The 22,767-nt window shown below is 73.8% G+C and carries 23 protein-coding genes; 9 read left to right on the top strand and 14 right to left on the bottom strand.

Features of this window, described 5'->3' with window-relative positions; all coding sequences use genetic code 11:
• Positions 1 to 36: 36 nt before the first annotated feature.
• The 5 genes from ACIQFX_RS08260 to ACIQFX_RS08240 all read left to right on the top strand — a co-directional run bounded on the left by ACIQFX_RS08260 (position 37) and on the right by ACIQFX_RS08240 (position 4,037).
• Positions 37 to 432 (top strand): SHOCT domain-containing protein, encoded by a 396-nt coding sequence (locus ACIQFX_RS08260; RefSeq protein ID WP_402460032.1) that lies wholly within the window; start codon positions 37 to 39, stop codon positions 430 to 432.
• A 26-nt stretch (positions 433 to 458) separates the two neighbouring features.
• Positions 459 to 1,412: a hypothetical protein gene (locus ACIQFX_RS08255; protein ID WP_402460029.1), complete on the top strand. Its 954-nt coding sequence runs from the start codon at positions 459 to 461 to the stop codon at positions 1,410 to 1,412.
• Positions 1,413 to 1,448: 36 nt separating this feature from the next.
• The gene (locus tag ACIQFX_RS08250; RefSeq protein ID WP_402460027.1) at positions 1,449 to 1,892 is read left to right on the top strand and encodes an RrF2 family transcriptional regulator; all 444 of its coding nucleotides are present in this window, start codon (positions 1,449 to 1,451) and stop codon (positions 1,890 to 1,892) included.
• Between the two features lie 75 nt (positions 1,893 to 1,967).
• Positions 1,968 to 3,155 (top strand): globin domain-containing protein, encoded by a 1,188-nt coding sequence (locus ACIQFX_RS08245; RefSeq protein WP_402460025.1) that lies wholly within the window; start codon positions 1,968 to 1,970, stop codon positions 3,153 to 3,155.
• 120 nt (positions 3,156 to 3,275) lie between these two features.
• A complete protein-coding gene (locus ACIQFX_RS08240; protein ID WP_402460024.1) occupies positions 3,276 to 4,037 on the top strand; it encodes a rod shape-determining protein in 762 nt (253 codons plus the stop codon).
• Between the two features lie 88 nt (positions 4,038 to 4,125).
• Here ACIQFX_RS08240 and ACIQFX_RS08235 read toward each other — a convergent pair whose 3' ends face one another.
• The 12 genes from ACIQFX_RS08235 to ACIQFX_RS08180 form a co-directional block, all read right to left on the bottom strand.
• A complete protein-coding gene (locus ACIQFX_RS08235) occupies positions 4,126 to 4,497 on the bottom strand; it encodes a peptidase inhibitor family I36 protein (protein WP_402460022.1) in 372 nt (123 codons plus the stop codon).
• The gene (locus ACIQFX_RS08230; protein WP_402460019.1) at positions 4,494 to 5,213 is read right to left on the bottom strand and encodes a hypothetical protein; all 720 of its coding nucleotides are present in this window, start codon (positions 5,211 to 5,213) and stop codon (positions 4,494 to 4,496) included. Before ACIQFX_RS08230 ends, ACIQFX_RS08235 begins: the two co-directional genes overlap by 4 nt.
• A 375-nt stretch (positions 5,214 to 5,588) precedes the next feature.
• Positions 5,589 to 6,374, bottom strand: coding sequence for a polysaccharide deacetylase family protein (locus ACIQFX_RS08225; RefSeq protein ID WP_402460016.1), 786 nt, complete (start codon positions 6,372 to 6,374; stop codon positions 5,589 to 5,591).
• A 388-nt stretch (positions 6,375 to 6,762) separates the two neighbouring features.
• Positions 6,763 to 7,218 (bottom strand): hypothetical protein, encoded by a 456-nt coding sequence (locus ACIQFX_RS08220; RefSeq protein ID WP_402460014.1) that lies wholly within the window; start codon positions 7,216 to 7,218, stop codon positions 6,763 to 6,765.
• Positions 7,219 to 7,259: 41 nt separating this feature from the next.
• On the bottom strand, positions 7,260 to 8,807 hold the full coding sequence (locus ACIQFX_RS08215; protein ID WP_402460011.1) for an ATP-dependent DNA ligase: 1,548 nt from the start codon (positions 8,805 to 8,807) through the stop codon (positions 7,260 to 7,262).
• A 49-nt stretch (positions 8,808 to 8,856) separates the two neighbouring features.
• Positions 8,857 to 10,266 carry a DUF6397 family protein gene (locus ACIQFX_RS08210; protein WP_402460009.1) on the bottom strand — a complete coding sequence of 470 codons (1,410 nt, stop codon included), beginning with the start codon at positions 10,264 to 10,266 and terminating at the stop codon, positions 8,857 to 8,859.
• 239 nt (positions 10,267 to 10,505) lie between these two features.
• A complete protein-coding gene (locus ACIQFX_RS08205) occupies positions 10,506 to 10,916 on the bottom strand; it encodes a roadblock/LC7 domain-containing protein (RefSeq protein ID WP_402460005.1) in 411 nt (136 codons plus the stop codon).
• Positions 10,917 to 11,075: 159 nt separating this feature from the next.
• Positions 11,076 to 11,693 carry a GTP-binding protein gene (locus tag ACIQFX_RS08200; RefSeq protein ID WP_402460002.1) on the bottom strand — a complete coding sequence of 206 codons (618 nt, stop codon included), beginning with the start codon at positions 11,691 to 11,693 and terminating at the stop codon, positions 11,076 to 11,078.
• Positions 11,674 to 12,087, bottom strand: a complete 414-nt coding sequence (locus ACIQFX_RS08195) for a DUF742 domain-containing protein (protein WP_402460000.1) — start codon at positions 12,085 to 12,087, stop codon at positions 11,674 to 11,676. The genes ACIQFX_RS08200 and ACIQFX_RS08195 overlap by 20 nt, the downstream gene beginning before the upstream one ends.
• A gap of 13 nt (positions 12,088 to 12,100) precedes the next feature.
• Positions 12,101 to 12,535 carry a roadblock/LC7 domain-containing protein gene (locus ACIQFX_RS08190; RefSeq protein ID WP_402459998.1) on the bottom strand — a complete coding sequence of 145 codons (435 nt, stop codon included), beginning with the start codon at positions 12,533 to 12,535 and terminating at the stop codon, positions 12,101 to 12,103.
• Positions 12,532 to 15,882, bottom strand: a complete 3,351-nt coding sequence (locus tag ACIQFX_RS08185; RefSeq protein ID WP_402459995.1) for a nitrate- and nitrite sensing domain-containing protein — start codon at positions 15,880 to 15,882, stop codon at positions 12,532 to 12,534. The genes ACIQFX_RS08190 and ACIQFX_RS08185 overlap by 4 nt, the downstream gene beginning before the upstream one ends.
• 190 nt (positions 15,883 to 16,072) lie before the next feature.
• Positions 16,073 to 16,909 (bottom strand): MHYT domain-containing protein, encoded by an 837-nt coding sequence (locus ACIQFX_RS08180; RefSeq protein ID WP_402459993.1) that lies wholly within the window; start codon positions 16,907 to 16,909, stop codon positions 16,073 to 16,075.
• A gap of 151 nt (positions 16,910 to 17,060) precedes the next feature.
• Here ACIQFX_RS08180 and ACIQFX_RS08175 point away from each other — a divergent pair, with 151 nt between their 5' ends.
• The 3 genes from ACIQFX_RS08175 to ACIQFX_RS08165 all read left to right on the top strand — a co-directional run bounded on the left by ACIQFX_RS08175 (position 17,061) and on the right by ACIQFX_RS08165 (position 19,220).
• Positions 17,061 to 17,705 (top strand): class I SAM-dependent methyltransferase, encoded by a 645-nt coding sequence (locus ACIQFX_RS08175; protein WP_402459991.1) that lies wholly within the window; start codon positions 17,061 to 17,063, stop codon positions 17,703 to 17,705.
• A 136-nt stretch (positions 17,706 to 17,841) separates the two neighbouring features.
• A complete protein-coding gene (locus ACIQFX_RS08170; RefSeq protein ID WP_402459989.1) occupies positions 17,842 to 18,177 on the top strand; it encodes a hypothetical protein in 336 nt (111 codons plus the stop codon).
• 98 nt (positions 18,178 to 18,275) lie between these two features.
• Entirely contained in the window at positions 18,276 to 19,220 is a 945-nt protein-coding gene (locus tag ACIQFX_RS08165) for a hypothetical protein (RefSeq protein ID WP_402459987.1), read from the top strand.
• Between the two features lie 87 nt (positions 19,221 to 19,307).
• On the opposite strand, the gene ACIQFX_RS08160 is transcribed toward ACIQFX_RS08165, so the two are convergent.
• On the bottom strand, positions 19,308 to 19,904 hold the full coding sequence (locus ACIQFX_RS08160) for an HD domain-containing protein (protein ID WP_402459985.1): 597 nt from the start codon (positions 19,902 to 19,904) through the stop codon (positions 19,308 to 19,310).
• A 159-nt stretch (positions 19,905 to 20,063) separates the two neighbouring features.
• Here ACIQFX_RS08160 and ACIQFX_RS08155 point away from each other — a divergent pair, with 159 nt between their 5' ends.
• On the top strand, positions 20,064 to 21,440 hold the full coding sequence (locus ACIQFX_RS08155; RefSeq protein ID WP_402459983.1) for a tannase/feruloyl esterase family alpha/beta hydrolase: 1,377 nt from the start codon (positions 20,064 to 20,066) through the stop codon (positions 21,438 to 21,440).
• A gap of 133 nt (positions 21,441 to 21,573) precedes the next feature.
• Here the strand turns inward: ACIQFX_RS08155 and ACIQFX_RS08150 are convergent, their stop codons facing one another.
• Entirely contained in the window at positions 21,574 to 22,722 is a 1,149-nt protein-coding gene (locus tag ACIQFX_RS08150; RefSeq protein ID WP_402459981.1) for a fatty acid desaturase family protein, read from the bottom strand.
• Positions 22,723 to 22,767 lie beyond the last annotated feature (45 nt).

Genomic DNA, 22,767 nt, shown 5'->3' with positions numbered 1-22,767 from the left:
GCCTCTCCCGGCCGGGCGGGAACGGAGTGCGCAGGAATGGACGACTACCCCCTCCTCAACGTCTTCTGGACCATGCTGTGGTTCTTCCTCTGGATCATGTGGCTCTTCCTGCTGTTCAAGGTGATCACCGACATCTTCCGCGACGACTCACTCCACGGCTGGGGCAAGGCGGGCTGGCTGATCTTCTGCATCCTGCTGCCCTACCTCGGCGTGCTGGTGTACGTCATCGCGCGCGGCAAGAGCATGGGGCAGCGTGACGTCAAGCAGGCCAGGGAGAGCGAAGCCGCCTTCCAGGACTACATCCGCAAGACGGCGGGGTCGTCGTCCGGCGGCAGTGCCACGGACGAGCTGGCACGGCTGGCCGAGCTGAAGGAGAAGGGCGCCATCACGCCCGAGGAGTTCGACAAGGCGAAGGCCAAGGTCCTGGCCTGACCCGGCGGAAGAAGGGCGGGCAAGAGGTGCGGAAGGAGGCCGGGGAGGCACCGGACGACGGGCTCGCGGGCTCCCTGCTGCGCGAAGTCGCGGCGGAGCCCGGCAGGCTCCCGGAGGCCCTGGCCTCCTTCGCCCTGCGACATCTGGGTCCGGGCGCGGGACCCGCCGTCGAGCGCCTGCGGGCCGCTCACCCCGATGCCGACCCGGCGGCGCTGAGAAGTCTGATCGTGGCGCGCGGACGGCGGCGGGTGACCGCCGAAGGGGCTTTCGTCGGCGGTCCGTTCATCCTGTTCATCCCCTTCGCGTTCTGCGGGGCCCTGCTGTCCCAGGTGCGGACGATCCTCGAACTCGCCGCCGCCGAGGGGCGGGACACGACGGATCCGGAGCGGGCGGCGGAACTGCTGGTCCTCCAGGGCGTGTACGACGACACCGTGACGGCCCGCGCCGCGCTCAGCGTCACGCCGGACGAAGCGGGGCGGCCGGGACGCCGCGGCCTGGGACGCTGGGCCGCGCTGTGGTACGTGGTGATCAGGATGGCGCGGCTCCTCGGACTGATGACACCGGACTCGGGCGCCCCGCGGTGGTTCGTCCGGGTGGCGCAGTACGCGCTGGCGACCGGCGTCTTCCTCGTCGGCCTGGTGGCGCCCCTCGTCTGGCTGCCGTACCTGGCCGTCTCGTACTGGAAGGCCACCACGCGCCTGATGGACCGGGCCACCCTCTTCTACGTCGACGCCGTCGACCTCCGCGTCCCACGCGCCGTCCGGGGCGACCCGGCCATGGGCCTGGCGATGCTGCGCGCCGCCGGCTCCCTGATCGTGGCCGCGATCGCGGTGCTCGTGGTCGTGACCGCGGACCTGCAGATCGCGGGCGGGCGGTGGCCGGTGCTCGGGATCGTGCTGACGTCCAGCTGCCTGATCACCGGCGGCTGGTGGGTGTGGCGGCGGCGGAAGCGGAAGCGCCGGCGCGAACCGACCCCTTAATACGCACCCCGGATACCGGTTTGATACGGTCAGACCGTGAGGCTGACGAAGTTCACCGACCTGGCGCTCCGTGCCGTGATGCGCCTGGCGGTCACCGCACCGGAGGAGTCCGTCACCACCCGCGAGGTGGCGGAGTCGATGGACGTGCCCTACGCCCACATGGCGAAGGTGGTCACCCGGCTCCAGCACCTCGGCGTGGTCGAGGCGCGGCGCGGGCGGGGTGGCGGCCTGGCCCTGACGGAGCTGGGGCGGCGCTCCTCGGTGGGGTGGCTGGCCCGCACCCTGGAGGGCGACGAGGAGGTCGTCGCCTGCGAGGGTGATCCGCCGTGCCCGCTGCGCACCGCATGCCGGCTGCGGGGGGCGCTGCGCCAGGCCCAGGAGGCGTTCTACCGCGCGCTCGATCCGCTGACCGTGGCCGAGCTCGTGACCTCGCCGACCGGTCCGCTACTGCTCACCCTCACTCCACGCCCCACCCCCTGAACCGTGGCACCCCCGGGCACCACTCGACCCCGCACACCTTTTAATACGCAGATCATCTACCAGATTGAGGTTCCCATGCTGTCCGAGCAGGCCGTCCCGGTCGTCCGCGCCACCCTGCCCGCCGTCGGCGGTGCGCTCGACCAGATCACCGAGCGGTTCTACGGGCGTCTCTTCGCCGCCCACCCCGAGCTCCTGCGCGACCTGTTCAACCGGGGCAACCAGGCCAACGGCGAGCAGCGGCAGGCGCTCGCCGGCTCGATAGCCGCCTTCGCCGTCGCCCTGCTGGAGAACCCCGACAGCCGACCCGACGCCATGCTGGCGCGGATCGCCCACAAGCACGCCTCGCTCGGCGTGACCTCCGAGCAGTACAAGGTCGTGCACGAGCACCTCTTCGCCGCGATCGTCGAGGTGCTCGGCGAGGCCGTCACCCCGGAGGTCGCCCAGGCCTGGGACGAGGTGTACTGGCTGATGGCGAACGCGCTCATCGCGGTGGAGGCCCGCCTCTACCAGGAGTCGGGCGTGCCCGAGGGCGAGGTCTGGCGGACGATGGAGATCGCCGAGCGCCACGAGGAGACGGCCGACACGGTGTCCTTCACCCTGCGGCACACCGACGGCACCCCCACGGCCTCGTTCCGGCCCGGCCAGTACGTGAGCGTCCGCGTCGCGCTCCCCGACGGCGCCCGGCAGATCCGCCAGTACAGCCTGTCCGCCGCGCCGGGGCGCCCGCAGTGGCGGATCACCGTCAAGCGGGTCGACGGCGACCCGGCGGGCGAGGTCTCCTCCTGGCTGCACGCCCACACCCGCGCCGGTGACACCGTGGAGGTGTCGGCCCCGTTCGGCGACCTCGTGCTGCCGGAGGACCAGAGGCCGCTGCTGCTCGCCTCCGCCGGCATCGGCAGCACCCCGATGCTGGCGATGCTCGGCCACCTCGCGACCACCGGTTCGACCCGCCCGGTCACGGTCGTGCACGCCGACCGCTCCCCCGCGTCCCACGCGCACGCCGACGAGCTGCGGCGCCTGGTCGACGCGCTCCCCCAGGGCACGCTGCACCTCTGGTACGAGGAGCCGGGCGACTCCGGCGCCCACGCGGGCCGCGCGGACGTCACGACGCTCGACCTGCAGGCCGGCACGACCGCGTACCTGTGCGGGCCGCTGCCCTTCCTGCGCGCGGTGCGCGGCGACCTCGTCGGCGGCGGCACCCCCGCGGCCGACATCCACTACGAGGTCTTCGGCCCCGACCTGTGGCTCGGCGCCGAAAGCTGACCTCACCACACCGCAGGACCTTCGATCCCTGTGCGCCATAGCGCTTCCGCTGCGGATACTGCATAGTGAGGCCCGAATCGGCCTCGTAATCAGCGGGTCCGCAGCGAATGGACGGAAGCGATGGGATCGTTCGGATCAGCAGTCGGCGGCACGGGGCGGCCGGTGCGGGGGATCGCCCTCGACATCGGCAGCTCCCGCACCCGCGCCTGGGCACCGGGCGCGGGCGTCTTCGCGGACGTGCCGAGCGGTCCGATGCGGCGCGGCCGTGCCACCGACACCGCGTCCCAGCTCCGACTGCTGCGCCGGCTGACCGCTTCGGCCCCGGGCGACAACGCGCACGACACCGTGGTGATGCTCACCCACCCGGTCCTCGCCGGTCCCGAGGAGCGGGAAGCGGCTCGCCGCATGGCGGACGACCTCGGAGCCGTACGCGTGATCGCCGTGGACAGCGCCCGTGCCGCGGCGGCCTACGCGGCACCGCCCGGCGGCGGCCCGCTCCTCGTCGTCGACCTGGGCGCCCAGCTGACCGAGGTCACCCTCGTGGTGGACGGCCTGGTCCAGGACGCACGGCTCGCCGAAGTGGGGGTCGACGACGTGCCGGAGTCCGGCCGCGTACCGGACGAGATCGCCGGCACGGCCGCCGACATGGTGAGCGATCTGTGGCGGCACGACGGCACCGGCGCGGTCCGCGGGGCGCTGCGTCGCGGCGTCCTGGTGACCGGAGGCGGCGCCCTCCGCCTGGACGTGACCGCGCACCTGGCCCACCTCCTCCGGGCCCGCCTCCGGCTGGCGAACGACCCGGCGACCAGTGCCGTGCGCGGCGCCGGCCTGATGCTCACCTCCGTCCTCCGCCATCCGACGGGCCTCCTCGCCAGGAGCTGACCCCTCCGGCAAGCCCTTCGCGGCACGGGCCCGGACAGGCACGGGGCTCCGCCCCCGTCCGGGCCCGTTCGGTGGGGTCAGCAGCCGGTCAGCAGCCGGCCGACCAGATGTGGGAGTCTCCGCGGTCGTTGGCCGCGCCGTTGTACCCGACCTCCTGCCCGGGGGCGAGACAGACGGTCATGCTGCCGCCCTGCCACGCGCTGTCGTAGACCTTGACGTGGTCCTTGATTCCGGGGCCCGAGATGCCGTGGTTGGCCCACGAGGAGTCGGTGTCGGAGATCCAGCCCTCCCACCAGCCGTCGTCTCCGCTCCAGTTGGCGCGCTGGCCGCCGAAGTTCGCCTCCTGCCAGACGCAGAACTCTCCGCTGGGGCATTCGGCCGCCCCGGCGGAGCCGGCGAGGGCGAGGCCGGCGGTGGTGGCCAGGAGCGCGGCGGCGCCGAGGGCGAGAAGTCGCTTCACGAGAGGTGGGGCCTTCCTACGGGTGATCCGGACGTGGGCAGTTCGGCTGCCCGATGCAGTGCGCGGTCGCGCAACTGCCGGTATGCGGTGAGTTCGTCCCGGTGCAAGGTGCGCAGCTCGACCAGCTCGGCGGCCTCCAGCCGCTTCCGCACCTCGTCGAGTCCGCTCTCGCGGCCGCAGCGGGCGGCGACGGCCGGGTCGGGACGGTCGGGCCGGGGACGGTCGGTCGGAGTCGCGCACCGGGTCCAGCGGGCGAGCGCCGCGCGGTGGTCGGGGTCGGTGCGCATACGGGCCTGGGCCTCGGCGCGGAGGTTGTCGACGGTGACCTGGGCCCGGAACCAGCGCCGCTGGTCGCCGTAGAGCCGCTCCTTCGCAGCGGCGAGGCAGCCGTCCTCGTGGGCGGTGACGGTGGCGCCCGTGGCGAGGGTGACGGAGAGTTCGCGCGGGCCGGCGCCGAAGAGCGCCGCTCGCAGCACTCGGTCCTCGTCCGGCGCGCGGGGCCTGGCCGACAGGCTGATCCCCTGGCCGCGCAGGCAGTCGACGGCGAGGCGGTGCTCCGCGGACCTGAGCAGCTCGTCCTGCGCGGCCCGGGTGACCGGCACCCCCGGGGGCCCCGCCCCTCCCGGCCCGACGACGGTGCACCCCGCCCCCGAGAGCATCAGTGAGGCTGCGGCGGTGACCACGGCGCGGCGGGCGCGGCCGACGGTGCGAAGCATGGTGTCCCCCTTCGATCGTCCCTGGTCGGAGCGGCCTGAGGGTGATCGTCAGGCGGCTCGGGGGATCACTGCCCGGCGGATCGGCCACCATGCCGAGGGTCACTCGAACGAGTCGAACGCGCCGGGGTGCGCGCCCTCAGGGCGCCGTCAAAGTGCCGTGCACACGGTGTCCGGGAACGACAAAGCCCCGGTTGGACGGGGGATTCCAACCGGGGCCGATCGCCGTGACGACGAAGAGCGGTCACCTCCGGGGGGGACCTTGGGGACCGGGCCCCTTCGCAGTCACATATGTATGAACGGTAGACCTCTCCCGAATGTTCCGAGAGGTCCCCGGTGGGCGATGTGAGTCACCTCACCCCGTTTCGGCAGGTGCTCTCAGTCCCGCTCGGGGCGGTAGACGGCGCCCGGCTCGGCCTTCCCGGGGGCGAGGAGCTCCGGCACCGTCACGAAGGTGAAGCCGCGCAGCTTGAGCTCGTCGATGATCGAGGGGACGGCCGGGACCGTCCCGTCGTATATGTCGTGGAGGAGGATGATCCCGTCTCCGTGCGCCTGCTCGAGGACACGCTTCCGTATGAGGGCCGAGTCGGTGGTGGAGTAGTCCTTGGCCGTGATGCTCCAGAGGACCTGCGCGAGCCCGAGCTCCCGGCTGACCTCGGACACCGTGTCGTCGGTCCTGCCCTGCGGCGGGCGCATGAGGGTGGGCTTGCGGCCGGTGAGCTTCTCGACGGCGTCCTGGGTGCGCGACAGCTCGTCGCGCACCTCGGCGGCGTCGAGGTCGGTCAGGATCCGGTGGCTCCAGGTGTGGTTGGCGACCTCGTGGCCCTCGTCCGCGATCCGCTTGACCACCTCGGGGTAGCGGTTGACGTGCTTGCTGCCGAGAAGGAAGAAGGTGGCCGGGACCTGCTTCTGCTTGAGGACGTCGAGGAGCCTGGGGGTGTCCTCGCCCGGCCCCGCATCGAAGGTGAGCGCGATGCACTTCACCTTGGCGCAGTCGACGCGACGGGGTGTCGAACCCGCCTTGTCGTCCGTTCCCGCCTCGCCCCGGGCGTCCTGCGGCGTGACCGTGTCGACTCCGCAGGCACCGAGCGTCAGCATCAGCGCCGCGGCGGCGAGCAGGGCGGTGGCCGTTCCCCCGCGTCGGCCCGTCCTGGATCGGAACATGGTGGATCCCGCTTTCCCCGTAGTGGCTTCGGTACAGCCGCGACAACCGCCTGGTCAAAACGGTGATCATGACCGCCGCGAACTCTACACACGGTGTATACCGAGGCCATCGGCGGGGTCAGCCGAGTGAGCCCATGGGCACGAAGGCCCATGGGCGAACGAAGGAACGGGAAAGCGGGAGAACGGGGCAAGGCAGCAAGGGGCAAGGGAACGGCGGGAGAACGGACGACCGGGCGAACCGGCACACGGGCACACCGGCACACGGGCACACCGGCACACGGGCACACCGACACGCGGGCACACGGGCACACGGGCACACGGGCACACGGGCACACGTGAACCCCGGGCGGGGCCCGTCCGCTCCGTCCGGGGTGTCAGTGCCGCCGGCTCAGCGGGAGGCGAGCAGCAGGCGGGCCTCGGTCTCCTGGTCGCCGGAGACGGCCTGCGAGGACTGGATGTCGAAGCCCGTGGCGAGGACCTTCTGGACCTCGTCGACGGCGCGGTACCCACCGGTGAGGGTGGCGCCGACCAGGGCGGTCAGATGGGTGGGAGCCACCTCCTGGTGCCGCCCGCCGGCCGTGTCGAAGGTGGCCGTCCAGACGGTGGGCGCGGGTCCCGTGGCCGTCTGCGGATTCGGGGTGGCCGTGTCCTCCAGCTCATAGACGCTGTCGAGGACGTCGAAGACGGTCTGGGCGTCCTCCCGGCTGCAGTCGCACAGCTGCACGGTGACGTCGGTGTCGATGTGCAAGTCGTACACGTCGCTCATCTCCTCGCGGCCCGCCGGTCGCTCGTGGTGCCACGTGGTCGTCGTACGCGGGCGCTCGTCGTGCCACGTCTCCAGCATCCCTCGCGGGACGCCGTCCCGCGAGGGACGCCCCGCTCCCCTCAGCCCCGGCCGGTGATCGTGTCGACGGTGTCGGCCTCGGCGGCCGGCTTGTCGGGCCGGTGGCGTACGACGCGGGCGAAGCGGAGGGTGACGCCGGCCGGGTAGCGGGGCGATCGCTGGAGGCCGTCGTAGGCGATCTCCACGACGAGTTCGGGCCGCACCCGCACCGTGAACCCGTCGTCCGACTCGGCGAGTCCGCCGAGGTGCTCGGTCTGCCAGCGCAGCATCTCGTCGGTGAGTCCCTTGAACGTCTTGCCGAGCATGACGAACCCGCCTCCGGCGGTGCGCGCGCCGAGGTGGAGGTTCGACAGCAGCCCGGTCCTGCGCCCGTGGCCGCGCTCGACGGCCAGGACGACGAGGTCGACCGTGTGGACGGGCTTCACCTTCAGCCACGTACGTCCCCGGCGGCCCGCCGCATAGGGCGCCTCCAGCGCCTTCACGAGGACGCCTTCGTGTCCGCGTGCCAGTGTGTCGGCGAAGAACCTCTCAACCGCCTCGATCTGCCCCGGGTCGGCCGGGTCGGTGACGACGGTGCGGCGGACCCGGTGGGACTCGGGGAGCAGCCGGGCGAGGACCTCGTGCCGTTCCCGACCGGGGCGGTCGATCAGGCCTTCGCCGTCCACCGCGAGGACGTCGAAGAAGACGGGTGTCAGCGGGACCGCGGCGTGCGCGCCGGCCACGTCCGTCCGGGAGCCGACTCGGGAGGCGGTGATCTGGAAGGGGACGGGGCGCCCGGTGTCCGGGTCGAGCGCGATGACCTCGCCGTCCAGGATGAAGCCGTCCGCCGGCACGGCCCTGGCGGTCGCGACGACCTCGGGGAGGCGGTCGGTGATGTCGTCGAGCGAGCGGGTGTGGACGCGGACGTCGTCGCCGAGTCGGTGGACCTGGATGCGGAAGCCGTCGAGTTTCTCCTCCACGGCGGACGGCCCCAGGGCCGCGACCGCCTCGCTCACCGAGCCCGCCGCGTGGGCGAGCATGGGCTGCACGGGCCCTCCGACCCGCAGCGTGAACCGGTCGAGGGCGGCAGCCCCCTCGGCGAGCACCGCCTGGGCGACCGGCGGCAGCGACCCTTCGAGCATCACCGCGCGCCGCAGCTCGGCGGCGGGCACGGTGGCCGCCCTGGCGACGCCTTCCAGCGCGATGGCGTCCAGGGCCCCCTGCCGCACCTCCCCGATGAGCAGCCGCACCAGGAGCTCCTGTTCGCCGCGGGTGGCGGCGGCGAACAGCGCGTGGACGAGCCGGGCCCGCTCGGCCCTGGACCCGGCACCGGAGACGGCGGCCAGTTCCGTCATCGCGGCGTCCACCCGGTCGAGGGTGAGTCCGGCCCGCTCGGCGGGCGGAACCGCCGGCGGGACGACGTCCTTGAGCACGCTCCAGCCGACGCCGATGCGCCCCTGCGGGAGCCGGCCCGACAGGTACGCGATGACGAGCGGGCTCTCGTCCGGCCCGGCCTCCGCGAACAGTTCGGCGAGCAGCCCGATCTTGCGGGACCGCGCCGAGGCCGCGGCGACCTCCCGGGACACCTCCGCGACTTGGGCCAGCAGCATGGGCTCATCCTCCCCACGCCCCGCCCCGGCCGCACCCCGGCCGGCCGACTCAGGGCCAGTCCACCGCCCGCTTCCCCCGGCGGTTCCGCCCGCCGTCGACTCCCCTCCTCCGGCGCAGCCGATCGAGAAGCCGCGTCCGCGCCGGACGACCCGGCGGCCGGTCGGGCGACGGCGCAAACGGCTCCGGCGGCGAGCCGTGCTGAGGTACCGGCGGCGCGACGGTGGGCGGTGCCGGAGGAAGGGGCGGCACCGCCGGCATCCTCGTGGCGTCCCCGGGATCCGCCCTCCGCGCCCGCCGGACCACGAGGCCGGGCGTGAGGGCACGGGTCCACTCGTCGGCCGGAGCTGTCGTCGGCTCCCCGAACTCGGTCTCGGCCGAACTCAGGGCCGAACTCCGGGCCGGTGCCGGAGCCGAGCCCGAGGCTGAGGCTGAGTCCGGGGCCGGAGCCGGGGCTGATGCCGATGCCGATGCCGGGATCGAAGCAGGGTCCGAGACGGCGACCGGGGTCAGGGCTGTGACCTGATCCAGAGCCTTGACCGGAGCCCAAGCAGGTTCCGAAGCAGCGACCGAACCCGACGTCGCCACGGGACTCGGAGCCACGGTGGCGGCGGTCACTGTGGTCATCGCGATGCCGCCGATGACGCCACTGACGCCGGTGACACCAGTAACAGCGCCGGAGGTCTCGGGGGAATCGCCGGGATACGGGGCCGACCGGCGGGCGCGTGCTTCGTCCAGGGCCAGGGCCAGGCTCATCCGGTGCCAGAGGATCTCGTCGGGCTCGTCCGCGCGCGTGAGCCGCTCGGCGATGTCGTGCGCGGCGGCGGCCACGGGCATCCCGGACGGCGGTGGCGGTCGCAGCCGGTCCAGGTGGGCGCGCTCGTAGGGGTCGTCGACGACTTCGGCCAGCTGGACGGGGTCGAGGAGGGACGCGATGGCGGCGGCGCGGGCCCACGGGTCGTCCGTGGCGCGGAGCAGGAGGCCGATCCGGCGGGAACGCCAGTTCCTGGGCCGCCGGTCCTCGTGCGCGGCGAGGCGTTCGCGGAGGTCGAGCGGAAGTCGTCCGGCGAGCAGGGCCGGACATCGGCGGCCGAAGTCGGTGACCTCCTCGGCGAGGTACGTCCAGACCACCGCGCGGTAGCGGTTCAGGGTGAACCGCACGGGGCTGAGGTACCCCGTGCGAGCCAGCCTGGTGAAGCGCTCCGGGGTGATCGACAGGAGGTCGGCCGCCTCCCCGGTGCCGACCGTGCGCACGCGGTCGCGCAGGCCGGCGGGGAAGTCGGGCGCTGCCCTGAGGCGGTCGAGCTCGCACCGCTCGACACGCCTCCGTCCGCCCTCGCCCGTCGGCACCGTCCTCACCAGCCCGAGCTGGACCGCGAGCCGGAACTCGTCGCGCCTCAGTTCCAGTTCCTGTGCGGCCCGCGCCGGTGCGACCGTGCGCGTTCCTTCGTCCACCGTCATCGTGTGGCCCTCCCCCGTGCGTCGCTGTTCTCTCGCGTGTCGCGGATCCCTCGGACCCACAACGAGAAAGTAACGCAGAGTGACGACACTCGCACGACCTGTGGACAACTCCTGTGGACGACCCTCTGCGGGCACCACCCGGTGGACCACCACCCCACGGAGAGCGTCCTACGGTCGACCGCCCTCGGACGGTGCCGGACCGGGTGGAGTACCGAGTACCGGTCTTCGCAGCCCCGGTGTCAGAGCGCGTCGCCCGGCAGGCCGGGCTGTCGGGCGGCCACGCCGAGGTGCTCGCCGACGCGGTTGACCAGCAGGGTCATCTCGTAGGCCACCTGACCGACGTCCGCCTCCGCCGCGCTCAGGACGCACAGGCAGCTGCCCTCGCCCGCCGCCGTCACGAAGAGCAGCGCTTCGTCGAACTCGACCATCGTCTGCCGGGCCCGGCCCGCCCTGAAGTGCCGGCCCGAGCCCCGGGCGAGGCTGTGCAGGCCGGAGGAGACGGCCGCCAGGTGCTCGGCGTCCTCTCGCACGAGCCCACTGCTCGCACCGGTCACCAGACCGTCGTTGGACAGCACCAGCGCGTGCCGTATGTACCCGACCCGCTGGGTCAGGTCGTCGAGGAGCCAGTCCAGGCCCTTGTCCAATGCCATCGGTGTTCCTCCCCCTGGGTGGTGCGTCCCCCGTCGACCCGGATTCCCGTGGTCCCCGCGCCGCCGTGGTCCGCCGTATCGCCGCAAGCCTTACGCACTGTCGTGAACAGGGCAAGCACCCACCGCCCCCGCGCGTACCGGAGGGGCGTGCGGCCGGGGTCAGCCGACGGTGTCCAGGAGTCGCGCGGTGTGCATCCGGCCCGCGTACTCGACGAGCCGGATGAGCACTTCCTTGCCGGAGTCGCGGTCGCGGGCGTCGCACAGGACGACGGGGGTGCCGCGGTCGAGGTCGAGGGCGTGGGAGACGTCGGCCGCGCCGTACGTACGCGCGCCCGTGAAGCAGTTGACGGCGACGACGAAGGGGATTTTCCGGTGCTCGAAGTAGTCGACCGCCGGGAAGCAGTCCTCCAGGCGGCGGGTGTCGGCGAGGACGACGGCTCCCAGGGCGCCCTGGGAGAGTTCGTCCCAGAGGAACCAGAACCGGTCCTGTCCCGGCGTCCCGAAGAGGTAGAGGGAGAGTCCGGAGCGGATCGTGATGCGGCCGAAGTCCATGGCGACGGTCGTGGTGGTCTTCTGGTCGACGCCCCCGGTGTCGTCGACCGTCTGGCCGGCGCGGCTGAGCTGTTCCTCGGTGCGCAGGGGCCGTATCTCGCTGACCGCGCCGACGAGTGTCGTCTTGCCCACGCCGAATCCGCCGGCGACGAGGATCTTCAGGGCGAGGGCGGAGGTGTCCGCCTCGTCGCCCGCGCCGGTTCTTTCAGAGCGCTCGTAGGCCATCGATTACTTCCCTCAGGATTCTTTCGTCAGGGAGCTGTGCGGGCGGTACGGGCCTGCTGACGCGTACGAAGCCCGATTCGAGGAGGTCGCCGAGGAGGACCCGGACGACGCCGACGGGGAGGTCGGCGTCGGCGGCGAGTTCGGCCACCGACTGGGTCTCGGCCCGGCAGAGGGCGAGCAGGGACCGGTGCTCGGGCCCGAGGAGGGTCTCGTCCGCCGGTCCCGGCGGGTCGTCGTCCACGACGACGAGGGCGATGAGGTCGAACCGTACGTTGCTGGGCCCCGGCTTGGTGCGGCCGCCGGTCATCGCGTACGGGCGGACGAGTGGTCCGGCGTCGGCGTCGTACCACTGACTGCCCGGCACCGAGGGGCCGCCGGTGCTGTCCTCGTTCATGGGTTTCTCCGGGTCAGCCGGCGGCCGGCGGTGTCATCGTGAGCCGCGGCGGGGTGTGCAGGTGCTCGCCGACGCGTTTGACCAGGCGGGCCATCTCGTACGCGATGAGGCCGATGTCGGCGTTCGCGGAGCTCAGGACGGCGAGGCAGGAGCCGTCCCCCGCGGCGGCGACGAAGAGGAAGCCGTCGTCCATCTCGACCATCGTCTGGCGGACCCCGCCGGTGTGGAACTGGCGGCCCGCGCCCTTCGCGAGGCTGTGGAAGCCGGAGGCGATGGCGGCCAGGTGCTCGGCGTCCTCGCGGCTGAGCCCGCTGGACGCGCCGACGGCGAGGCCGTCGTTGGAGAGCACCACGGTGTGGCGGACCTCGCGGACCCGCATGCCGAGGTCGTCGAGCAACCAGTCGAGCTCGCCGGAGCGGTGGTGGGAGATCCTCTCGTGGTCGATCATGCGTCGTCTCCTTCGGTGCGGGGATCGTCGAGGGGTGCCGTGCCGTGGCCGTGGCCGAGGTGGTGAACGGTGCCGAAGTCGGTGCTCAGGGACGGTCCCTGGGGCGGATCCTGAGCCCGAGTCCGAGAAGGATTCCGGGACGGGTCCGGGTGGGGGCCCGCGGTTTGGCCCGGGTACGCGCGCGGGGACGGGCTCGTGTGCGGGCCGGCTTGCTGCCCCGGCGTCGTCCGGGGATCCGTGCCGGGGCCGGTGGCGGATCCGGTGCCGGGATCTCCGCCGATGCCGGTTCCGAGGGGGCGGCGGCTGCCGGGCGCGGCGCCGCCGCCCCGCTGCCATCCGTCCTGGTAGGCCGCCATCCGGTCCCTGACCCGTTCCGGCGTCCGGGGGTCCGCCGCGGCGGCCGGGACGGCGACGGGCTCCGGGGCGGGCGCCTCGCGCAGCTGCGGGACGAGGCTCGCCTGGCGTACCCGGCGGGGCAGTCCGGCCCCGGGTTCGTCGTGGCCTTCGGGTCCGGCGGGACCGGCGGGCGCGCCGGGCGGGCGCTCCCCCGGCGACGGCGGTACGGCGGCGCCCCGCGGGCGCAGCGCGGTGACCTCGGCGGGCGGGTTCCCGGTGTCGGGTCCCGCGGCCAGCGCGGGCACGGCGGTCGGGCGCGGCAACGGCTGCGGGCGGGGCGAAGGCACGGCCGGTGGCGGGGACGACGTCCGGGAAGGCCGGGATCCGTCCGCTCCGGGGGGCGTGCTTCCGGGCCGTGCACCGGTCGGTGGCCGCGGGTCGCTCCGGCGCGGTGCCACGACGGGACCCACAGGGGGGCCGACGGGCCGCATCGGGGCACCCTTCTCGAGCGCGGGGGCGGCCGGGGTGGGCGGCCCGGCCTGCTCCGGCGTACGCGGTCCCGGCGGCCGGCCGAAGCGGCGGGCCTCGGCGCGCTGTGCCTCGTCGTGTTCCCGCGCGGCGCGCGCGCTGTCCTTCCGCGGGTCACCGGCGGCCCGGTCCGCCGCGCCGGAGCCCGGCGTCCGCGGGTCGGCGGCGTGCGCGCCCCGGGTGTGCGGGCCGTCGGGGCCCGGGCCGGTCGCGGGTGTGCCGCGGCCGGGCGGGAGTGCGCCCTGGAGCAGGTCTGTGGGGAGCAGGACGACGGCCGTGGTGCCGCCGTACGGGGAGGTCCGGAGGTGGACCTTGATGTCGTGGCGGGCGGAGAGCCTGCTGACGACGAAGAGGCCGAGGCGGTCGCTGTCGAAGAGGTCGAGCGCCTCGGACCGGGCGATGCGGTCGTTGGCCTCGGCGAGGGTCTCCTTGCCCATGCCGAGCCCCCGGTCCTCGATCTCCAGGGCGTATCCGTTGCCGACGGGCTCGCCGCTGACGCGCACCTTGGTGTGGGGCGGGGAGAACTGCGCGGCGTTCTCGATGAGTTCGGCCAGGAGGTGGGTGAGGTCGGCGACGGCACCGCCGACGACGGCCGTCTCGGGCAGTCTGCGCACCTCCACGCGCGCGTAGTCCTCGATTTCGGAGACGGCGGCCCGGACGACGTTGGTCAGGGGAACGGGCATGCGCCAGGCCCGGCCAGGTGCGGCGCCGGAGAGGATGATCAGGCTCTCGGCGTGGCGCCGCATGCGGGTGGTGAGGTGGTCGAGGCGGAAGAGGTCCCCGAGCTCGTTGGGGTCGTCGGCGCGCCGCTCCATGCTGTCCAGGAGGTTGAGCTGGCGGTGGACGAGGACCTGGCTGCGGCGGGCGAGGTTGACGAAGACGCCCGAGATGCCGCTGGCGAGTTCGGCGCGTTCGACGGCGGCGGACAGCGCCGCGCGGTGGACGGTGGTGAGGGCCTCGCCGACCTGGCCGATCTCGTCCTGGGAGACGGGCCCCGGCGGGGCCTCCGCCTGGACGTCGATCTCCTCGCCCGCGCGCAGCCGGCGCATGGCGGAGGGGAGTTTGCGCCGGGCGATGCCGAGGGCGGTGTTGCGGAGGCTCACGAGCTCGACGACGAGGCCTCGGCCGATCCGGACGGAGATGACGAGGGAGGCGGCGACGGCGGCGAGGCCGAGGACGACGGCGGCGCCACCGGCGCTGAGGGCGCCGCCGCCGAACGGGTCGGCACGGTCGGCCGCCGCGGTGCGGGCGTCGGTCTCGATCGCGGTGAGTCCACGGCGTACGGCGACGAGGGTGTCGTCCCAGTCGGCCGAGGTGACCGCCTGGGCCGCGGGGCGGCCGGGGCTCGCGGCGGCGACGCGGTCCTCGGCCCGCGTCAGCCGGGCGTGGTCGCCGCCGCCGGCGAGCGCGGCCCAGTCGGCGCGGGCGTCGGCGGGCAGGTCGGCGGTGGCCGAGGCGATGAGGGTGCGCCGGATGTCGACGGCGCCGGAGAAGGCACGGAGCCTGTCGTCGGTGAGCAGGCCGGTGAGATGGGCGGAGGTGAGGAGGGCGTCCTCGCGCGAGAGCATCTCGCCGGCCGTGCCGAATTCGAGGAGTACGCGCGCGTCGGACCCCTGCCCGCCGTCCTGGATGCCGGCGAGGGCGCCGCCGACGGCGAAGGCCGCGGAGACGGCACGGGTGTACTCCTCGTACACCTGGTCCCAGTCGGCCCGGCCCTCGGTCGCCGCGGTGCGGAGCTTGGCGAGCCCCTCGACCCTGCCGACGAAGGCGCCGACCCGGCCCGCGACCTCGTCGGGCAGGTCCCCGGTGTCGCCGACGGTGTGGGTGTCGTCCAGGCGGAGCCGGTCCACGGCCTCGTCCGTGCGGCGGATCCGGTCCTTGAGCTCGGCGGCCCTGGCGGCGCCGGGTGCCGCGACCTGTCGTACGGCGGCGCGCCGTTCGTCCTGGAGGGCGGCGAGGGCGGCGGACACGGGCTCGCGGATCTCGGCGTCGACGCGCTGGAGGCGGCGGAGTTCGACGACGTCCTGAGCGGTGGTGACGGTGGCGAATCCCCACAGGGCGAGGAGCGAGACGACCGGGACCATCAGGAGCGACACGATCTTGGCGCGGACCGTGCGGGGGCGCAGGCCGTGGCGCACGTGCCGACCCTCGGCACCGTGCGGGCCGGGCGCGCCGGAGAGGCCCCCGAAGGCGGCATTCGCGGAGGCCCGGCTCCCTGGAGCGCGGCTCGCTGAGGCGGGGCCCGCGGCGGAGTCGGAACGCGGGTCGCCCTGCGGCCCGGCCGGGTCGGCGTGCCGGGCGGAGGGCCTGGCAGGCGTCTCGGTGGAGGGTCCCTCGGCGGGCGTGCGGCCCGTGGTCGCGGCGGCGTCCGGGGTGTGCGGCTCCGGCTCGTCGGCGGGCGGCCCGGCGTGTGCGCGCCGCCCGCGTGCGGCGGCCTGAGGCGGTGTGGCCTCGGCGCCCTTGGTCTTGCGGGGAGTTCGCATGGCCTCCTCGTTCCGGCTGCTTCGTGCTCTGGTGCGGTGGGTCGTGCGCGGTGGTGGTGCGGGGTGGGAGGTGGGGTCGGTCGTGGGTGCGGCACCGGCTGTGGGGGCCGGTTCGGTCGTGGGTGCCGGCCGACTCGTGGAGGTCCGGGGGGATCGGTCGTGGGTGCGGGGCCAGTTCGTGGGCGTGAGGTCAGTTCGTCGTGGTCCGGGCGGCGGGTTCGGCGGTGCGGAAACCGGGCGGTGCGACGTCCACGGCGCGCTCGTCCGGTTCGGTCAGGCGCCCGGCGGAGGCGTACGCGGCGCGCTCCCTGGCCGTCGGGGACAGGGCCACGAAGGCGGAGGTGATGAAGAGGTACGAGCCGAGGCCGACGGCGAGCGGGAAGACGAACTGCATGACCGTGGCCCCGGAGAGGACCTGGGCGGAGGGGACGACCTCGACGCCCACCGCGAGCATCCCGGTGTAGTGCATGCTGCTGACGGCCGCGCCCATCACGAGCGAGGCGACGGCGACCGCGGCGGGCGCGTGGATGTTGAGGGCCGCCCACAGCGCCGCGGTGGCGGCGACGACCGCGATCAGGACCGAGAGGGCGACGAGGACGGGGTCGTACGTGACCCGGCCGTGGAGCCGGAGGGCGGCCATGCCCATGTAGTGCATGCTCGCCACGCCGATGCCCGTGGTCAGTCCGCCGATCAGGAGCGAGCGGACCCGGTCCCGTCCGTAGCCGACGGCGAACACCCCGACGCCGACGACGGCCATCGCGATGACGAGGCTGAGGATGGTGAGCGGCACGTCGTACCGGATGTCGGTGCCGGTGACGCCGAAGCCGAGCATCGCGACGAAGTGCATCGTCCAGATGCCGGTGCCGATCGCGGAGGCGGCGGTGAGCAGCCAGTTCCGCCGTGACCGTCCGGTCGCGTCGAGCGCCCGTACGGTGCAGCGCAGCCCGAGGGCGGCGCCGATGCAGGCCATCGCGTACGACAGCACGGGTGTCAGCCAGCCGAAGGTGGCGTGGTCCAGGTGTCCCATGGCTCCGGGACGCTAGTGCGCAACGGGGGGCGCACCAGGGGCGCATTTCGAAAGCTGATGGAATATGACAGAGAGATGGTCCCGAACGATCACGCCGAGCTCGAACGTGGACACAGAACGTTCACCCCTCCGAGTGCGCGATCATGAGCGCATGAGCGATGACCCCACACACGTACGAGAGTTCTTCGGCGCCCGGGCCGCCGACTGGGACAGCCGGTTCCCGGACGACGGACCCGCGTACGCCGCCGCCGTCGGAGAGCTGGTCCTGCGCCCCGGGGACGCCGTGCTCGACGCCGGCTGCGGGACCGGCCGGGCCCTCCCGCCGCTCCGTGCCGCCGTCGGCCCCACCGGCACCGTACTGGGCGCCGACCTCACCCCGGAAATGCTCGAGCAGGCCGTCCTGGCCGGTCGCGGCGGCCGGAACGTCGTGAGCGACGGGGACGGGAACGGCGGTGCGGACGGGACCGCGGCCCTGCTGCTCGCGGACGTCGGCCGGCTCCCGGTGCGCGACGGCGCCCTGGACGCCGTGTTCGGCGCGGGACTCGTCTCCCACCTGGCCGACCCGGTCGCCGACCTGCGCGAACTGGCCCGCGTCGTCCGTCCCGGCGGCCGACTGGCGCTCTTCCACCCGATCGGCCGAGCCGCCCTCGCGGCCCGTCACGGCCGGCAGATCACACCGGACGACCTCCGCGCCGAGCCCCGGCTGCGCCCGGTGCTCGCCGAAGCCGGCTGGCGGCTCGTCAGCTACGTCGACGAGGACACGCGCTACCTGGCCCTGGCCGTACGCGAGGCCTGAGCCGCCCGTCCCCGAGTGACCTTCCCGGCTCCGGCGCCGCTCCTGGATCGCGGGTGCCAACGCGCCCTTCTGTCACGGCACTTCACTGTCTACCGTGGACATGCCGGGCAGTCGTGCCCGGGAGAGGCGGCGGGCCGTGGCACGAGTACCGGAAAGACTGCGCAGACTCCTCCCCTCCGCACGGCGGGCCCCCTCGGCCGCCGCGCCGGCGCCGCCGCGCGCCCGGCAGGGGCACAACCTGTTCGAAGCGGCGGCCGTGTACGTGGCGGCGTGCGCCGAGGACGACCCGGCCCGCGCGGAGGAGGCCGCGAGCTGGGTCTCGCCCGGCATGCTCACCTTCGGCGTCAACGAGCTGGCCTGCCGGGCCGTCCTCACCCTCGCGCGGGAGCGGAACGAGACACCGGGCGCCGTGGCCCGTTCCCTGCTCGGCCTGCGTGCGGAGGCGCCGCACCGGCCTGTGGGAGACGCCTGACCGGCGGGACCCCAGGGGGCGAGGTTCCATGGCGGAGCCCTCGACGCGCGGGTTACTCACTGGTTAAGGTGCGCCGACGACCGGATGGGGAGGCTGCCGTGGCTGGGACGGACCCGATCGCCGAGGCAGGGGCCGAGGGCGACGCGGACGCGTTGTTCGTGCTGACCGCGGCACTGCTGACGCCCGAGCGCTTCCTGAGCGTGCTCGGGGACGACTACCCGGCGGCCTGCGCCGCGCTGGGGCTCCAACCGTACGCGGAGGGGTACGGGCTCGTGTTCGGCCAGGACGGGCTCGGCGCGCGGTGGACGGTGGTCGTCGACGACGTGTCGCTCGTCGCCGTCGCCATCTCCTCCTGGGACTGCGGCATGGCGTACGACCTGTCGCCCGACGAGCGTTCGGTGGTGACCGGCCTGCCGGGCTGGCCGCTCGACCTGGCCAGCCGCGCCCCCGGCGTGCCGGCCCCGCACGACCCGGAGCCGCAGGCCGGCGACCCCGACCCGCTGGTCCCGCCCTCCGGCACGGAGTGGGGACCGGCCCAGCGCCGTCTGGGCGCCGACGAGGTGGCGCTCCAGTGGGCCGCCTGGCGGTCCCGGACGGACGATGACGAAGCACCCGCGGACCGGGCGGGGGCGGACGGCGGGGAAGCATCCCCCGACCGGCCGACATCGCATCAGGAAGCATCCGACGACCGGGCGGGAACGGGTGGCACCGGGGCGCCGGGAGTCCGGTCCTCGGAGGCCGACGCGTCGTCCCCCGCCGGCGGCCCCGACCCGTACGACGGTGTCAGGCGTGCCTTGGCGGAACTCGGCGGCTACCTGGAGGAGGCGCCGCCGATCGGGCGGGTCCGGGCCGACGCCGATCCGAAGGACGGTCCGTGCGTGCTCCGCGCGGACGGCCCCGGCTGGTCGCTGGCCGCCCGGTCCGACGACATGGCCTTCGTGCTCCTCGACGAGGCGCCCCGCGAGGTGCTGCCGGTGCCCAGGAGCCCGCAGCTGGCCGCCCTCCTCGAAGGACTCGCCGCGATGGCCGTACGCCCGTCCTGAGCGTTGCAGAAGGGTGCGTGCGGCACGTCGAGTCACGCCTGCCGTACGCCGACGTCGGGGCACGGCCTGCCGTACACCACCGGCCCGTCAGGTCACGGCGTGCCCGTACGCGGCGGCGAGACCGTCGAGTTCGGGGTCGCCGAACACGGTCCGCAGCGCCCCGAACGCCGCTACCTTGTCCTCGCCGAACCGGCTCACGGCCACCGTGTACGTCTCCGGGGACACGAACCTCGGCGGCGTGCTCTTGCTGTGGAACTTGTCCGCGTACATCACGAGGCGCTCCTCCGGTGTGACCGCCACGTAGTCGGCCGGGGGCAGGGGAAGGCCCTGCTTGAGGACGTCCTCCTTGGTGAGGCCGACACCCGTGTGGCACGAGCAGAAGCGGCACAGCACCTCCGGAAGCCCTTCGGACGCGAGGAGGTCGTGGCCGAGCATCCCGTGCAGGAGGTAGCTCCGGCCGTCGCGCCGTCCGTCGGTGTCGTACAGGCGGTAGACCCCGATGTCGTGGAGGAGGCATCCCGCGCGCACGAGCTCGGGGTCGACGCCCCGGTCCGCTCGCGGCAGCAACTGCTGGGCCACCTTCCACACGATCTCGCAGTGGGTGAAGACGCGCTCGAAGGCCGCTTCGTCGGGCGCGTACTTCAGGTGCAGCGCGCGGATCTCGTCCGTCGTGGGAATCTCCATCCCCGCAGCGTAACGAGTGCCCGCCTGGCGACCGGCACCCCTTCGGCACCCCACATGAGGCGACGGCCCGGGGTGTGGTTCCAAACCATGGTCCAGCGGTGGGGGCGCGCCGCACGATGTGGCGCTGTACACGTCACGTCGTCCCCTCGGAGGCCCATCATGCGCCTGTTCCCAGGCGTCTCCCTGTTCGCCGCGCTGCTGACCGGGGTCACCGTCCTCGCTCCCGCGAGCCCCGCCGGGGCCGAAACGGGCGCCGCCGCGCACTGCGCGCGGCAGGACCGTCTCCATGTGCCCGGTGCCGAGTTCCAGCAGACCGCGTGCCTGGCGGACCTGACGACGGCGGGGCTGGCCGGCACGCCGTACACCGACATGGCGGACCAGGCGGGTCTGGCCGCGAAGGGGACCCGTAACCCCTCGGGCGTGCCGGGCGTGCAGATCGACGGCTACTTCCCCGACGACTCGCGGTTCAACGCCACCCACGGCTGGTCGCACGACGCGCAGTTCGTGATCCGGCTGCCCGACCACTGGAACGGCGGGCTCGTCGTCACCGGCGCGCCGGGCACGCGGCGCCAGTACTCGACGGACGCGCTCATCTCCGACCGGGTCCTCGCGCAGGGCTTCGCCTACGCGGCCACGGACAAGGGCAACACCGGCCCGAACTTCTTCACCGACGGGCAGGCTCCGGGCGACGCGGTCGCCGAGTGGAACCGTCGGGTGACCGAACTGACGCGGGCCGCCAAGAAGGCCGTGCGGCAGCGGTACGGGAAGGCCCCCGGGCGCACGTACATGACGGGCATCTCCAACGCCGGCTACCTGACGCGCTGGCAGCTGGAGAACCGGCCCGAGCTGTACGACGGCGGGGTCGACTGGGAGGGCGTGCTCTGGACCACCCGCGGCCCCAACCTCCTGACCAGCCTGCCGGTCACGGTGGCCAGGTCCCAGGGCCTGGCCACCGACGAAGACCTGATCGCGGCGGGCTTCGCGCCCGGCTCGCGCTTCCTGTGGCCGTACCACGAGAAGGCGTACTGGGGACTGACGCAGAAGATGTTCCGGGCCGAGTTCGACCCCTCGTACGACCCCGCCTGCCCGGGCTCCGCCATCGGCGGCACGGTGGAGCAGATCCTCGCGCCCTGTGTCTCGGACGCCTCGTACGACTACGCCTCCCGGCCGGCGGCGGTCCACCGCGCGGTCGCGAAGGTCGCGCTGACCGGCCGGATCGGCAAGCCGCTCATCACCCTGCACGGCGACCTCGACACCCTGCTGCCCATCGCCACCGACTCCGACGTGTACGCGGGGATGATCGACGCGCGCGGGCGGGGCGGGCTGCACCGCTACTACACGGTGCAGGGCGGGACCCACACCGACGGCCTGTACGACACCTATCCGGACCGGCTGCGTCCGATCCTGCCGTGCTACCGCTCCGCGTTCGACGCGCTGACGCGCTGGGTCGAGGAGGGTACGGCTCCGCCCGCGGACCGCACGATCGCGCGGCCGGCGGGCGGTGACGTGGTCGACTCCTGCGCTCTGGAGGAGTGAGCGGGGGCCTCGGGCGGGCCCGAGGGATCAGACGCGCTCCAACGGGAGGTGCGGCTCCGCCGACAGTTCGACCGCGATCGGGTCGCCGGGGCCCACCCCCGGACCCATGATCACATCGCGCCTGGTCCCGGCCCTACTCCGCGCCCTCGACCCGGAGCGGCGCGCCGACCTCGTGCAGATGACCGAGGGCCTGCCGGTACGAGTCGACGAAGCCCGTCTCCGTGTACGGGATGCCGAGCGCCGCGCAGTGGGCCTTGACGGCGGGCTGGGCCAGCCGGAGGTGGGGGCGCGGCATGCTCGGGAAGAGGTGGTGCTCGACCTGGTAGTTGAGCCCGCCGAGGAACCAGTCGGTCAGCGCGCCGCCGCGGATGTTGCGCGAGGTGAGGACCTGCCGGCGCAGATGGCCCCAGCTGTCGCCGTCCTCGTGCTCGTCCGGCCGCTCCATGCCCTTGTGGTTGGGGGCGAAGGCCATGCCCAGGTGCACGCCGAGGAGCATCTGGTGGACGAGCGCGAAGACCAGGGCCTGGGCGGGGGTGAGAAGGGTGAGGAGCAGGGCCGTGTAGCCGGCGAAGTGGGCGAGGAGCAGGCCGCCTTCGACGAGCCGGTCGCGGCGGGTGCGGCACGGGCCGTCCTTCGCCAGCAGGGACCGCACGCCGTACACCTTCAGCGCGATGCCCTCCAGCGTCGTCAGCGGGAAGAAGAGCCAGGCCTGGTGGCGGGTGAGGAACCCGCGGAGGCCGGTGCGGCCCGTCGTCTGGTGCTCGGCGAAGACGAGGATGTCCGCGGCGACGTCCGGATCCTTGTCGAGGTGGTTGGGGTTGGCGTGGTGGCGGTTGTGCTTGTCGTTCCACCACTCGCGGCTCATGCCGAGGAGCAGGTTGGCGTGGACGAGCTGGATGATCCTGCTCGCCCTGCGGTCCGCGGTGATCTGGGCGTGGCCGGCGTCGTGGCCGACGAACGCGGCGCGGGCGGACAGCAGGGCGAGGGGGACGGCGAGCAGGAGCGCCCACCAGGACGGGCCGATCAGGGCGAGGCCCGCCACGACGGCGGCGATGCCGAGCAGGTTGACGGCGATGCCGCGGGCGTACCAACCGGGGCGGTGTTCGAGCAGGCCCTGTTCCCTGACCGTCCGCAGGAGCGGGGTGAACTCACTGGCGCCCCTGGCGCGGCCGGGCTTCCCGGTGGTGACGGTGGGAACGGTGGTGGCGGAGGAAGCAGTGGTGGCGGAGGGGAGCGCCACGGGCGGCGCGGCGGCCGGGGGCAGGACGGTGGCCTGGGACATGTGGGGCTCCGGTTTCTGTCGGACGGGGCAGGGCCTCCCGGCTCG

Source organism: Streptomyces sp. NPDC093089 (genome assembly GCF_044754405.1).
GTDB lineage: Bacteria > Actinomycetota > Actinomycetes > Streptomycetales > Streptomycetaceae > Streptomyces.
Note: the sequence above shows the minus strand (reverse complement) of the source record. Positions and strands in the feature narration are given on the sequence as shown.

Coding starts and splice junctions, on each gene's coding strand:
- ACIQFX_RS08185 (WP_402459995.1), bottom strand. CDS start 15,882: ATGCGAACTCCCCGCAAGACCAAGGGCGCCGAGGCCACACCGCCTCAG.
- ACIQFX_RS08260 (WP_402460032.1), top strand. CDS start 37: ATGGACGACTACCCCCTCCTCAACGTCTTCTGGACCATGCTGTGGTTC.
- ACIQFX_RS08245 (WP_402460025.1), top strand. CDS start 1,968: ATGCTGTCCGAGCAGGCCGTCCCGGTCGTCCGCGCCACCCTGCCCGCC.
- ACIQFX_RS08175 (WP_402459991.1), top strand. CDS start 17,061: ATGAGCGATGACCCCACACACGTACGAGAGTTCTTCGGCGCCCGGGCC.
- ACIQFX_RS08150 (WP_402459981.1), bottom strand. CDS start 22,722: ATGTCCCAGGCCACCGTCCTGCCCCCGGCCGCCGCGCCGCCCGTGGCG.
- ACIQFX_RS08155 (WP_402459983.1), top strand. CDS start 20,064: ATGCGCCTGTTCCCAGGCGTCTCCCTGTTCGCCGCGCTGCTGACCGGG.
- ACIQFX_RS08215 (WP_402460011.1), bottom strand. CDS start 8,807: ATGCTGCTGGCCCAAGTCGCGGAGGTGTCCCGGGAGGTCGCCGCGGCC.
- ACIQFX_RS08230 (WP_402460019.1), bottom strand. CDS start 5,213: ATGCTTCGCACCGTCGGCCGCGCCCGCCGCGCCGTGGTCACCGCCGCA.
- ACIQFX_RS08205 (WP_402460005.1), bottom strand. CDS start 10,916: ATGGCATTGGACAAGGGCCTGGACTGGCTCCTCGACGACCTGACCCAG.
- ACIQFX_RS08200 (WP_402460002.1), bottom strand. CDS start 11,693: ATGGCCTACGAGCGCTCTGAAAGAACCGGCGCGGGCGACGAGGCGGAC.
- ACIQFX_RS08210 (WP_402460009.1), bottom strand. CDS start 10,266: ATGACGGTGGACGAAGGAACGCGCACGGTCGCACCGGCGCGGGCCGCA.
- ACIQFX_RS08190 (WP_402459998.1), bottom strand. CDS start 12,535: ATGATCGACCACGAGAGGATCTCCCACCACCGCTCCGGCGAGCTCGAC.
- ACIQFX_RS08160 (WP_402459985.1), bottom strand. CDS start 19,904: ATGGAGATTCCCACGACGGACGAGATCCGCGCGCTGCACCTGAAGTAC.
- ACIQFX_RS08195 (WP_402460000.1), bottom strand. CDS start 12,087: ATGAACGAGGACAGCACCGGCGGCCCCTCGGTGCCGGGCAGTCAGTGG.
- ACIQFX_RS08225 (WP_402460016.1), bottom strand. CDS start 6,374: ATGTTCCGATCCAGGACGGGCCGACGCGGGGGAACGGCCACCGCCCTG.
- ACIQFX_RS08180 (WP_402459993.1), bottom strand. CDS start 16,909: ATGGGACACCTGGACCACGCCACCTTCGGCTGGCTGACACCCGTGCTG.
- ACIQFX_RS08240 (WP_402460024.1), top strand. CDS start 3,276: ATGGGATCGTTCGGATCAGCAGTCGGCGGCACGGGGCGGCCGGTGCGG.
- ACIQFX_RS08220 (WP_402460014.1), bottom strand. CDS start 7,218: ATGCTGGAGACGTGGCACGACGAGCGCCCGCGTACGACGACCACGTGG.